The following is a 12,514-nucleotide window of genomic DNA, read 5'->3' on the forward strand; positions in this document are numbered from 1 at the left end:
ACTGACAGGCGCACACATCGCCCTGCACGACATCGACCCCGAGCGTCTGGCCACCGCGCAGGCCGCGGCGACGTACATAGCGAAGGAGCGGGGCGCCGGACACGCCGTCATCACGGCGCACCCCGAGCGCCGGGAGGCGCTGGCGGGCGCCGACTTCGTCATCAACATCGTGCAGATCGGGATGGGCGAGGCCACGCGCACCGACTTCGACGTCCCGGCGCGGTACGGGCTGCGCCAGACGATCGGCGACACCCTCGGCATCGGCGGCATCTTCCGCGCACTGCGCACGTTCCCGTTCCTCAAGGCTCTCGGCGAGGACATGGCCGCAGTCTGCCCGGACGCCTGGCTGCTCAACTACACCAATCCCATGGCCATGAACGTCCAGTACGTCACCGCTGCCACCGGCCTGACCCGGGTGGTGGGCCTGTGTCACTCGGTGTACTGGACCCTGCGGGATCTGGCCGAGCTGGTGGCGGTCCCGTACGAGGAGATCACCTACCGTGCCGCCGGGGTCAACCATCAGGCATGGGTGCTGCGTTTCGAGCACCAGGGCCGTGACCTGTACCCGAGACTCGATGAACTCCTCGCGTCCGACCCGCAGTTGCGGCGGCGCGTCCGCATGGACATGTACCGCCGCCTCGGCTACTACCCGACCGAGACCAGCGAGCACTCCAGCGAATACGTGCCCTGGTACCTGCACCACGACAGCGAGGTCGAGCGCCTGCGCCTCCCGGTCGGTGCCTACCTCGGGATCGTCGAGGACAACGTCGCCGAGTACCACCGCACACGGGAGGCCCTGGCGGTCGGCAAGCCCCTGTCGGTGACAGGCACCATGGAGTACGCGCCCCAGATCATCCACAGCATGGTCACCGGCACCCCGCGCACCGTCTACGGCAACGTCCCCAATCACGGTCTGATCGACAACCTGCCCGCCCACGGCGTGGTCGAGGTGCCCTGTCTGGTCGACGCCTCCGGCCTTCAGCCCACACGCGTGGGATCGCTCCCGCCCCAGTTGGCCGCGCTCAACCGCACCTACCTCAGCACCAATGACCTCGTCGTCCGCGCCGCGCTCGACGACGAGCCGCGGCACATCCGGCAGGCCGCCATGACCGATCCGGCCACCGCCGCGGCCCTGCCCGTCGAGCGCATCTGGGAGCTGTGCGACGACATGGTCCGTGCCCACGGCGAACGGCTCCAGCCGGGGCTGAGGGCACTGCTGGGCAGCTGACGGGCTCGAGACCGGGAGCAAAGGACAAGCCTCCTTCTCCGTTTGTGGATGAAGCGCCATATGCACACGTCGCTCCGTGCGGGACGTCATTGACAGGATCCCTGTGCACCAAGAAACTGGGGCACACGTTGGCACATGGAGACCTCACGCCGTACGGCACACCTCCGCCGTGCGGCGTCTTCACGTGCCGACGCCCGGACGCACACCAGCCGTGCCCGCTCGGCCATGCCGTCGGGCGGACTCGCCCACCACCTGCCACCCGAGGACTGCCGCATGACCGACGGGCCACCCGAGGCGCGCAGGCGCCGCGTTCCCTACGAAGACCCCGGCGTACCGGATCACCGGAGTCCGTCGAGATACCTGTGGTGGCTCACGGTCAGCTAGCGCAGACGCGTGCTGACCGGAGCCCTGTGGGGCACCACGTGGATGTGTGCGCTCATGGCACCGCCGTACCTGATGGCGAAGGCCGTCGACGAAGGACTGCGGGCCCGTGACACCGGCGCGCTGCTGCTGTGGACCGGAGCCGTGGTCGTCGCCGGTGCCGGTATCGCCGCCCTCGGCATCCTCCGGCACCGCGCCATGACCCGGATCCGCGTCGACGCGGCCTATCGGACGGTGCAGGTCGTCACGCGCCACATCACCCGGTCGGGGTCGGCGCTGTCCCGGCAGGTGTCAGCGGGAGAGCTCTCCCACCTCCAGGCCGGTGACATCGGCAGGATCGCCCAGACCCTGACCGTCACGGGCCCCGGTGTGGGCGCGGTCATCGCCTACGCGGCGATCGCCGTCCTGCTGCTGCGGATCTCCGTCGTGCTCGCCCTGGTCATCCTGCTCGGCGTGCCGGTCCTGGCCCTGACCGTGGGCCCGCTGCTCGGGAAACTGCACGGCGCGGAGGGGCGTTACCGGCAGGAGCAGGGCGACCTGACCGCTCTGGCCGGTGACATGGTGACGGGCCTGAGCGTCCTCAACGGCATCGGCGGCAAGCAGATGTTCGCCGCCAGGTACCGCGAACGTTCCCAGGCGCTGGTCCCCCTCGGGTACCGCGTCGCCGCCATCACCAGCTGGGTCCAGGCGATCACCGCGTGCCTCCCCGTCGTGTTCCTCGCCGTCGTGACGTGGATCAGCGCGCGGATGGCGGCCGGCGGCGACATCACCGTGGGACAGCTGGTCGCCGTCTACGGATACGTCTCCGCGCTCATGGCGCCCGTGTCGTTCCTCATCGAAGGGGCTGACGACCTGCCGCGCGGGCTCGTCTCCGCACGACGGGTCGTCGACATCCTCTCGCTCGGCGCCCCTCACGACGGGCGCCGCACGCACACCGAACCGCCGCGGGTCCCGAGCGGGCTGCACGACCCGGAATCGAGCCTGACGGTCGCCCCGGGGAAGGTGACGGCGCTGGCGGGCGCCCGGCCCGAGGAGTCGCGCGCCGTGGCGGAGCGGTTGGCCGGCTACCGCGCGTCCACTGCCGCGTGGGGCGACACCCTGCTGTCCGACTGGAACCTCGACGCACTGCGCCGCCATATCGTCCTGGCCGACAACGATGCCTACCTGTTCGCGGGGTCTCTGCGCTCCGTCGTCTCCGGTTCCGCCGAGCACTCTGACGACGCGCTCCTGCGCGCGCTGGACGCCGCCGCGGCCACGGACATCGTCGCGGCACTGCCCGACGGCCTCGATAGCCGCCTCGACGATCAGGCACGCAACGTATCGGGCGGCCAGCGTCAGCGGCTGCGGCTTGCCCGCGCGCTGATCGCCGATCCCTCGGTGCTTCTCCTGATCGAGCCCACGTCCGCACTGGACGCGCACACCGAGGCGACCGTCGCCGCTCGGGTGGCCGAGCACCGCCGCGGCGCCACGACGTTCGTCGTCAGCACCTCGCCCCTCGTACTCGGCCGGGCGGACGAGGTTGCCTATCTGGTGGACGGGAAGGTGCGGGCCACCGGTACACACCGTGAGCTGCTCGCCCGGCAGCCCGGCTACGCGTCGCTGGTGTTCCGCGGCACCGTCGGGGCGGATGACGCCATGGGCGCGGCGCAGCACCGAGAAGGAGAGTCCCGATGAGTCGGTCCACCGAGGCGCCCCGCCTGCCGGTCGCCGGTCCCCGGGCGGTGCGCCGGGCCGTCCGGCAGTTGCTGAGGGACGAACTCGGCGTCGTTCTGGGAATGCTGGCCCTGACGTGTCTGGCCGCTCTCGCGGGCGCGGCAGGGCCCTGGCTCCTCGGACACATCGTCGACGAGGTCGAGGCGGGCGACCTGACCGTCTCCGACGTCGACGTGCTGGCGGCCGCCGTTCTGGGGTGTGCCGCCGCCCAGCTGCTCCTGACGCGCGGTGCCCGGGGGCTGTCACACCGCTTCGGCGAGCGGACGCTCGCCCGGCTCCGCGAGGAAGTCGTCGACCGGGCTCTGGCACTGCCCGGACGTCTCGCGGACCAGGTGGGCACCGGTGACCTCGTGACCCGTTCCACGCTGGACGTCTCCACGGTCTCGGCGACGCTGCGCACCGCGGCACCGGACATCTTCATCGCCTGCGTCCAGTTGGTGATCCTCTTCGGCGCGATCTTCCTGCTGTCCCCGTTGCTCGGGCTCTGCTCGGTGGTGGGACTGCCGGCGGTGTGGGGTGTGAGCCGGTGGTACCTGGCGCGGTCCCGCGCTGCCTATCTGGCCGAGGGCGAGGCGGCCGGTGAGGTGTCCGAGATCCTCAACTCGACTGCGCACGGCGCCCGTACAGTGGAGGCGTACGGGCTGAGGTCGCGGCAGAACCGCGCTCTCGACGAGGCCATCGACTCCACCTACCACGCCAACGTCCGTACGCTCTCGCTGCGGACGGTGCTCTTTCCGCTCACCGAGTTCGCGCACACGGTGCCGCTCGCCCTCATCCTCCTCGTCGGCGGTCTCGGCCACCTCGACGGGAAGATGTCGCTGGGGGCCGTGGTGGCGGGCAGCCTGTACATGTGGCAACTCGTCGACCCGCTGAACCAGATGCTCACCTGGGTGGAGCAACTCCAGCGCAGCAGCGCGTCGTTCGCCCGCATCAAGGGCGTCGGCCTCGTGGCGCACACTCCTGATCCGGAGGTCGCGCCGCCGGCGGACGACGTCATCGAGGTGAGGGACGTGCGGTACTCCTACCTGCCCGGGCAGGAGGTTCTCAAGGGCGTCGCGCTGCGCATCCGCCCGGGTGAGCGGCTGGCCGTGGTGGGGCGGTCCGGCGCGGGAAAGTCCACGCTGGGCAAGCTGATGTCGGGCGCCGACGCCCCGGACTCCGGCAGCATCCTGGCCGGGGGCGTCCCCGTCGCCGAGCTGGCCGCTGCGGGTGAACTGGGCCGCCGCATCGTCCTCATCACACAGCAGCACCATGTGTTTCTGGGCTCCCTGCGCGACAACATGACCCTGGCCGCGCCGGACGCCGACGACAAGGCGATCCTGTCGGCGCTGGGGCTGGTGGAGGCGGACTGGGTGCAGGACCTGCCGGAGGGCCTGGACACGCGACTGGGCTCGGGCGGCCTCGAGCTCGGTGCCGCGCAGGCGCAGCAGCTCACGCTCGCCAGGGTGCACCTGGCAAACCCGCACACGCTCATCCTGGACGAGGCGACGTCCCAGCTGGATCCGAGGACGGCCCGACAGGCGGAGCGGGCGATGGCCGCGGTGCGGTCGGACCGTACCGTCGTCGCCATCGCGCACCGGCTGCAGACGGCCCACGACGCCGATCGCGTCGCCGTCATGGACGGGGGCCGCATCGTCGAGCTGGGCACGCACGACGAACTGCTCGGCGCGGACGGCGAGTACGCAGCCCTGTGGCGGTCCTGGAACGGCGCAGGCTGACCTCTCCGGCCGCTCCGGCCCGCCTCAGCACTGACGAGGCCTCACCGGCTTGCGCCGCGAGCGGGCCGAGGACCGGGACCTGGCCACGTCAGAGCGGCGACGTCCCGGGGCTCCGGAGTTCCTCGGCGCGGGCGCTGATCAGGCGCCGGACGATCGTGGCGGGGCGTGACGGCTGGCTGTCCGTGCGCTGGACCTGGCTGATCTCGACCGGTTCCGCGTCCAGGAGCGGGAGCCACACCAGGTCCGCGACGGGCTCTCGGGTGGCGAAGGCGGCGAGGAGTCCGACCCCGGCCCCCTGGGCGACCATGGTCCGCACCGAGCGGGCCGACATCGCCTCGACCCTCGCCTCCGCGTCCGGAAGGTGCGCGCGCAGCCGCTGGTGCAGAACGGTGCCGGGTCTCATCGTGACGACCGGCCACTTGCCGAGCTCGTCCCAGGTCACCCCGCGCCGGTGGGCGAGCGGGTGGTCGGGACGGGTCTGGACGCCGAGGGGCGCCGTCATGAGCGGGCGCCGTGTGAGCCCGCTCGGTGGCGGGCCGTTCGGGGTGGTGATCACACCGAGGTCCAGATCGCCGCTGAGCACCGCTCGTTCGACGTCCCCGGACGGCCCTTCGTGCACGGAGAACCGCAGGCCCGGGTGTTCCGCGACGAGCCGGCCCACGACCGGAGCGACGATCGTCTCCACGGTCACCGATCCGCCGCCGATCGACACCCTGCCCTGGTAGGTCCCGTTGGAGGCGAGGGCCGCCTCACGCACCGCGTCCTCGGCCGCCACGAGCCGTGTGAACGGGCCGATCAGCGCCTCCCCGGCCGACGTCGCACGCACGCCTCCGCGGCTCCGGGTCAGCAGGACGGCGTCGAGCTCCTCCTCCAGCATCGTGAGTTGCTGGCCGATGGTGGGCTGGCTGACGCCGCAGGCTGCCGCCGCCGAGCGCAGGGACCCGGTGCGGAGTGCGGCCAGAAAGTACCGGGCTCGTTCGACTCGCATGGACAGACGTTATAGCCAACGCCTTTCACCGGGTCCAGTGATCGGCGTCTTCCCGTGGGGATGAGCCCGCGACATCGTGGCGCGGGTCACGAACGGATGTGACGTGCCGGCTGCCTGTGAAAGGAATCTTCGTGCCTGGGCCCCTCAACGGTGTGCGTGTTCTGGACATCTCGACCGTCCTCGCCGGTCCCCTCGCCTCGTCCCTGCTCGCCGAGTTCGGCGCCGAGGTCATCAAGGTCGAGCAGCCGGGTACCGGGGATCCCGCGCGCAGCTATCCGCCGCTCGACGACGGGGTGTCCGCCGGCTGGGCGGTCATCGGCCGCAACAAGTCGAGCGTGACCGTCGATCTGCACCGCCAGGAGGCGGCGGCCCTCGTCGGCCGGCTCGTGGCGACGGCGGATGTCGTGGTGACCAACTTCCGACCGGCGACCCTGCGCCGGTTCGGCATCGACTTCGACGACCTCGTGGTCCATCGGCCCGATCTCGTCATGGTGCACGTGAGCGCGTACGGGCGCACCGGTCCGTACGCGGACCGCCCCGGGTTCGCCCGGGTCGCCGAGGCCTTCGCGGGGCTGACACACCGCACCGGCTTCCCCGACGGCCCACCGGTGTTCGCCGGATATCCGGTCGCCGACGGCGTCACGGGGATCTACGCCGCCTTCGCCGCGATGCTCGCCCTGCGCCAGCGGGACCTCACCGGCGAGCCCCAGCTCGCCGACATCGGCCTGTACGAGCCGCTCCTGCGGATGATGGAGGACTTCATCGTCGACTACGGAGCGACCGGAACGGTCCGCGACCGGCAGGGCAACGAGAACCCCCACATCAGCCCCAACAACCTCTACCGCACACGCGACGGTCGCTGGCTGGCGCTCCCCGCGTCGACCGAGCAGATGTGGCGCAGGCTCATCTCCGCCATGGACGCGCCTGACCTGGCCGCCTACGACTCGATGACCGCCCGGATCGAACACCGCGCGGAGATCGAGGGCCGGGTGTCCGCCTTCGTCGCCTCCCAGGACCTGCTGCCCCTGACCGAGCTTCTGAACGCGGCAGGTGTGGCCTGCGGCCCGGTCAACACGGCCGCGGACATCTGCGCCGATCCTCATGTGCGCGCCCGGGGTTCGGTGATCGAGGTGACCGACACGCACGACGGCCGTACCCGTCTGGTGCAGGGTTCCGCCGGACGTTTCTCCGGGTTCCGGCAGACGACCGACCGCAGCGCACCGCGTCTGGGCGAGCACACGCGCTCCGTCCTCAAAGGCCTCGGCGTGACCGAGGAGACCATCGACATCCTCGCCGACCGCGGCGTCATCTGAACCGGGAAGGCACGCGCTCATGTCCATGGCGGACGTCTCCATCGTCGTACTCGTCGCCCTCTTCCTCGCGACCCTGGTTCCACGGTTCAACATCGGACTCGCGGCCCTTCCGGCCGCATTCCTGGTCGGTCTCGCCGCGCACCGCAGTGCCGACGAGGTGACGGCGTTCTTCCCCGGTGACTTCTTCGTCCTGCTCGTCGGGATCACCGCGCTGTTCGCCGTCGCGCAGATCAACGGCACGCTCGACTGGCTCCTCGACGGCATGCTCCGTCTCGTGGGCGGGCGAGCGCTGTTGGTGGTGCTGGTGCCGTTCCTGATCGGCGCGGTGCTCACCGCGGTCGGCACGCTCCCGGCCGCCGCCACCGCGATCGTCGCCCCGATCGCGCTCGGCATCGCCGCACGGTACGGAATACCTCCGTTCCTCGCAGCCGTGCTCGGCATCACCGGCATCATCAGCGGCCTCCTCTCGCCGCTCGCCGTCTACGGCACCAGTGCGGACCGGCTCGGCACCAAGCTGGGGCTGGAGCTTCCCGGCTTCGCGCCGGTCGGCTTCTTCCTCGGTGGACTGCTGGCGGGCCTCGCCGTGTCGACGGTCTGTCTCGTCGTCGCGTTCCGCACCGGGGCCGTCCCCCGTGGTCGTCTCACGCCGGTCGATCCCCCGGAGGAGACCTCATCGGCGCCCGCCGACGCCGGGCCGGCGCCCGGGGAACCGACCGGGCGGACGCCGTCACCGGCCTCGGCCCGTGTCCTCACTCTCGCGTGCCTGCTCGCCGTGGTGGTCCTGTCGGTCGGCTTCGACATCAACATCGGCTACCTCGGGCTCACGGCCGCGGTCGTCCAGCAACTGGCCCTGCGGCTCGAGCCCGCCGAGATCATCTCCCGGATCCCCTGGAACATCGTGCTGCTCATCGGCGGACTGCTCACCTATGTCGGCCTGATGGAGGACCTGGGCGCCTTCACCCGGATCAGCGACCTACTGCGGGTCGAGGGATCGCCGATGCTGAGCCTGCTCGTGCTCTGCTACATCGCGGGCGTCACGTCCTTCGCCGCGAGCTCCATCGCCGTCTTCGCGACCACGATGCCGCTGGTCCCCGCGGTCGTGGCCGACGGTGCGTCCCCCGTCGGCGCCGTCCTCGCGGTCGCGTTGGCCTCGGTCCTGGTCGACATCAACCCTCTGGGCATCACCGGCGGCCTCGTCCTCGGCGCCGCCCGTGCCGAGGACCGCACCCGCCTCTTCCGCCAACTGCTGACCTGTGGCCTCGTGTCCGTGGCCGTCGGTCCCGCGCTTGCCTGCTTCGCCTTCGGGTGGTGGTGAGCGCCGCGCCCCGGGACGCCGTCAACTGCCCGGCGGTGGAAGGTCACGACTGAGCGGCCGGGGATGTCAGTGCCTCCTGGCACCATGCGCTCATGGACACAGAGAGCAACGAGAAGAGGACTCTGTCGGCGTTCCTCGCGGCGCAGCGGGCCAGCGTCCTGGCCATCGTCGACGGGCTCGACGGGCGGGCACTGACGACCCCGGCCGTGCCCTCGGGCTGGACACCGCTCGGGCTCGTCGAACATCTGGGGCACGCGGAGAGGCACTGGTTCCAGGAGGTCGTCGCCGGAGAGGCCGAGCCGCTGCCCTGGCCCGACGACCACGCGCCGCTGACCACACCGCGCGAGCCCGAGGTGGTCTTCGCCTTCTACCACGACCAGTGCCGCCGTTCCGACGCCGTGATCGACCGCACCCCGTTGTCGGCGTCCCCGAGAGGTCACCACGGCGAACCGATGGGGGACGAGATCGCCGACCTGCGCGGGATCATCGTGCACGTCATCGAGGAGACCGCACGTCATGCGGGTCATCTGGACATCGTCCGCGAGCTCATCGACGGACGCACCGGACTCGGACCTCGCTGAGCGCCGCCCGCGCGTGGTGGTCGCGTGCGGACGAGCCATGAGCGCGTCGCAGGCACGGGCAGCCGGCACGGGTCGCCGGGTCAGGCGCGGCGGGCGGCCCAGACCGTGCGCTCGGTGCGTACGGCGAGGTCCTCGCGGTGCAGGAGGCTGTTCGGGCTGTCGGCGTCGAGGAGGTCGTCGAGTGCGGCGAGGTCCTCGGGGCTGAGTGCGGGTGCGGCCACGCCGCGGATGCGCTGCAGGCTGCCGTGGGCGTAGCGGCCGATCGCTTCGCTGCGGGCACCGTCGATGTCGACGCTGATGGTGCGCTCGTCCTCCACCGTGAACCCTGCGGCTGTCAGCATCGGGCCCCAGTCGGCGCCGCGGTGCGGAACGTGCTCGGCATGGAAGCTGTCGGTCGCGGCATGGGCGCGCTCTTCGAGGCCGGGGCGGCTCTCCGGGGCTCCGGCGGGCAGGAAGCGGGGGAAACCCGCGAGCTCGACGACGGCGAACAGCCCATCGGGAGCGAGCAGTTCACGGACGGCCGTCAGCGCACGGTCGGGCTGGGCCATGTGATGCATCGAGGCCGAGGCCCACACCAGATCCGGCGCGCCGAGGTCGGGCCAGTCGTCGCGGTCGAGGTCGGCCTGCACGGTTCGGACGCGGTCCTGGAGGTTCCGGGCGCACGCCTTCTCGCGCAGGAGCTGCAGATGGCCCGCCGAGGTGTCGACGGCCGTCACGTGTGCGTCGGGGAAGCGCTCGAGGAGCGCGAAGGTTCCCGCCCCGGTGCCGCAGCCCAGGTCCACGATCTGGCGCGGCTCGCGCTCGAGCGGCAGCCAGCCGGTGATGGACGCGATGTGCTCGGCGAGCACCTCGGCGTCCAGGTCGAGGATCTCGGCCTGACCGGCATCGCTGTGTGCGTGCTGTCCGTCATGGTCGTCGTGGCCGGGGCGGTGACCGTGGTCGCCGTGGTGCGGGGTGTGCTGGTGCGTCGAGGTCATGCCCCCACCGTAAGCGGCCCATGCCCCTCCAGCATGATCACTTGCCGATTGCGCAAGAAGGTGGCCTGAAAGGCTGCTCGCGACGCAAGATCACCCGCCGCGCTGTGGCCGACGCCACTCGTCACAGGGCCCGCTCATCACAGGGCCCCCGCGCGCCTGCGCGGCCGGCTTCGGCGGCGCCGACACCGGCGTCCGTCTGGTGACCCCGACGGGCGTCACGGTCGAAGATGCCCATGATCTCGCACGGCCCGCCCTCGGCGCCGATGGCGTGCGGCATCATCGTGGGGAACTCGGCGGCCTGGTTGGTCTCGACGCGAAAGCGGCGGTGGCCGAGCATGAGCACGGCGGTGCCGGACAGCACCACGAGCCATTCCCGCCCGGGGTGGGCGCGCATGCGGGCCGGATTGTCGGGCGGCGGGTCCGTCATCCGCTGACGCATCACACTCATGCCGGGATCGCCCTTCACGGGCCAGCGCATCATGCCGTGGGCGCCGTCGATCATCGGGCTGATGACGACGTCGTCGGCCGCGTTCTCCACGAGCTGGTCCAAGGTGGTGTCCAGCGCGCGGGCGAGTGTCACGAGCTGGTCCAGGGCGAGGCGGCGCTGACCGTTCTCGATGCGGCTCAGTGAGGACTGGCTCAGATTGGCCCGGGTGGCCAGATCCCCCAGAGACAAACCCTGCGCCACCCGCAGGGCGCGGATCCGTTTGCGTACGAGGCTGTCCAGTCGGCCATCTTCTTGCGTCATAGGCAACATCGTATGCCCTTGATGCAAACCGGGCTTAACGTCGCTCCCAGAGGGCCCGGCAAGGAACCACGTACGACGAGAGGGCGCCGCCGCGCAACAGCGCACCGGATGATGCGCCGGCCCCGCTCCTGAGCACGTGCGCGGACCCGTTCAGCGGTCCGCGCGACAGGCAACTCCCCCATCGCTCCGATCTGGCGACCGGCCCTGTACCGGCACTGATCCCGCATGCCCTTTTCGGAAGGAAACCATGAAGACCAACCAGCCTCCTCGGACGGCAGCCGCACGGGACGGGGGTAAGGGCGCGCCGGATGCGCGTCAGCTGCGGGCGATCCTGATCACCGTCTCGATCGCACTGATGGCCGTGATCGCCTCGGTGTCCGGGCTGAACGTCGCCCAGACGCACATGGCCGTCGAGTTCGGCGCCTCGCAGAACACCGTGCTGTGGATCATCAACGTCTACACCCTCGCCCTGGCCGCTCTCCTGCTGCCGCTCGGCGCGATCGGTGACCGGCTCGGCCGCAAGCCCATGCTCGTCACCGGCCTGGCCGTCTTCGGCGCCGCCTGCGTCGTCGCCGGGCTCGCCCCGTCGGCCGGGGTGATGATCGCCGCTCGCGTGGCCGCCGGAATCAGCGCCGCGATGATCATGCCGATCACCCTGGCCGTCATCACCTCCACCTTCCCGGAGGCGGAGCGCGGCAAGGCGATCGGCGTGTGGACCGGCGTCGCCGGTGGCGGCGGCATCCTGGGTATGTTCCTGTCCGCGCTGCTGGTCGACGTCGCCGACTGGCGCTGGCTGTTCGTGCTGCCCGTGGTCCTGGTCGTCGTGGCGCTGTCGATGACCCTGAAGTCGGTTCCGAACTCCCGCGAGCGCTCCCCCCATTCGTTCGACATCGTCGGTGCGCTGGTGTCGACCGTCGCCGTGATCGGCCTCATCTTCGTGCTGCAGGAAGGTCCCGAGCGCGGCTGGACCGCACCCCTCACCTTGATCAGCCTGGCCGTCGGCGTCGTCGCTGCCCTCGTCTTCGTGGCGTGGGAACTGCACCGTCGCGACGCGTCGCTGCTGGACGTGCGCCTGTTCCGGGAGCGCGGCCTGGCCTCCGGCTCGGTCACCCTCCTGGTCGTCTTCGGCGTCCAGGCCGGCATCGCCGTGGTCCTCTTCCCGTTCTTCCAGGCCGTGCTGGGCTGGTCGGGGCTGCTGTCCACGGTGGCGATGATGCCGATGGCCGTCATGATGATGCTGGCCTCGGGGCTGGCCCCGAAGCTGGTCGCGAGAATCGGTGCCCGCCCCACCATGACCGTGGGCGTCGCCCTGGGCACGCTCGGCCTCGCGCTGATGGCACTGCTCGTGTCCGTCGACGGCGGCTACCCGTCCGTGCTGGCCGGCATGCTCGCCATGGGCATCGGCATGGGACTGTCGATGACACCTTCCACCGAGGCCATCACCGGCTCCCTGCCCCGCGCCCAGCAGGGCGTCGCCTCCGCGCTCAACGACGTCACCCGCGAGTTCGGCACCACGGTCTCGGGCGTCGTCTCGTCGGCGGTCAGGAAGCGA

General features: G+C 71.1%; 10 protein-coding genes. 7 read left to right on the plus strand and 3 right to left on the minus strand.

Annotation, left to right across the window (positions count from 1 at the left end):
* From GTW43_RS31205 to GTW43_RS31215, 3 genes are all read left to right on the plus strand, one after another.
* Nucleotides 1-1,228: alpha-glucosidase/alpha-galactosidase (locus tag GTW43_RS31205; RefSeq protein WP_161305338.1), on the plus strand; the 1,228-nt coding region annotated here is incomplete at its 5' end.
* A 393-nt stretch (nt 1,229-1,621) separates the two neighbouring features.
* Nucleotides 1,622-3,283 carry an ABC transporter ATP-binding protein gene (locus GTW43_RS31210; protein WP_161305339.1) on the plus strand — a complete coding sequence of 554 codons (1,662 nt, stop codon included), beginning with the start codon at nt 1,622-1,624 and terminating at the stop codon, nt 3,281-3,283.
* The gene (locus GTW43_RS31215) at nt 3,280-5,040 is read left to right on the plus strand and encodes an ABC transporter ATP-binding protein (protein WP_161305340.1); all 1,761 of its coding nucleotides are present in this window, start codon (nt 3,280-3,282) and stop codon (nt 5,038-5,040) included. Before GTW43_RS31210 ends, GTW43_RS31215 begins: the two co-directional genes overlap by 4 nt.
* 88 nt (nt 5,041-5,128) lie before the next feature.
* Here GTW43_RS31215 and GTW43_RS31220 read toward each other — a convergent pair whose 3' ends face one another.
* Nucleotides 5,129-6,028 carry a LysR family transcriptional regulator gene (locus tag GTW43_RS31220; protein WP_161305341.1) on the minus strand — a complete coding sequence of 300 codons (900 nt, stop codon included), beginning with the start codon at nt 6,026-6,028 and terminating at the stop codon, nt 5,129-5,131.
* A gap of 131 nt (nt 6,029-6,159) precedes the next feature.
* Here GTW43_RS31220 and GTW43_RS31225 point away from each other — a divergent pair, with 131 nt between their 5' ends.
* The 3 genes from GTW43_RS31225 (at nt 6,160) to GTW43_RS31235 (ending at nt 9,237) form a co-directional block, all read left to right on the plus strand.
* On the plus strand, nt 6,160-7,341 hold the full coding sequence (locus GTW43_RS31225; RefSeq protein WP_161305342.1) for a CoA transferase: 1,182 nt from the start codon (nt 6,160-6,162) through the stop codon (nt 7,339-7,341).
* A 25-nt stretch (nt 7,342-7,366) separates the two neighbouring features.
* The gene (locus tag GTW43_RS31230) at nt 7,367-8,656 is read left to right on the plus strand and encodes an SLC13 family permease (protein WP_237536909.1); all 1,290 of its coding nucleotides are present in this window, start codon (nt 7,367-7,369) and stop codon (nt 8,654-8,656) included.
* Between the two features lie 92 nt (nt 8,657-8,748).
* A complete protein-coding gene (locus GTW43_RS31235) occupies nt 8,749-9,237 on the plus strand; it encodes a DinB family protein (RefSeq protein ID WP_161305344.1) in 489 nt (162 codons plus the stop codon).
* A gap of 80 nt (nt 9,238-9,317) precedes the next feature.
* On the opposite strand, the gene GTW43_RS31240 is transcribed toward GTW43_RS31235, so the two are convergent.
* Both GTW43_RS31240 and GTW43_RS31245 read right to left on the minus strand, forming a co-directional pair.
* Nucleotides 9,318-10,214, minus strand: a complete 897-nt coding sequence (locus GTW43_RS31240; RefSeq protein WP_161305345.1) for a class I SAM-dependent methyltransferase — start codon at nt 10,212-10,214, stop codon at nt 9,318-9,320.
* 121 nt (nt 10,215-10,335) lie between these two features.
* On the minus strand, nt 10,336-10,962 hold the full coding sequence (locus GTW43_RS31245) for a helix-turn-helix transcriptional regulator (RefSeq protein WP_161305346.1): 627 nt from the start codon (nt 10,960-10,962) through the stop codon (nt 10,336-10,338).
* 247 nt (nt 10,963-11,209) lie between these two features.
* Here GTW43_RS31245 and GTW43_RS31250 point away from each other — a divergent pair.
* On the plus strand, nt 11,210-12,514 hold a 1,305-nt coding region (locus GTW43_RS31250; RefSeq protein ID WP_161305347.1), incomplete at its 3' end, for an MFS transporter.

The sequence above is a fragment of the Streptomyces sp. SID5785 genome, from assembly GCF_009870065.1.
In the GTDB taxonomy this organism is placed as follows: Bacteria; Actinomycetota; Actinomycetes; order Streptomycetales; family Streptomycetaceae; genus Streptomyces.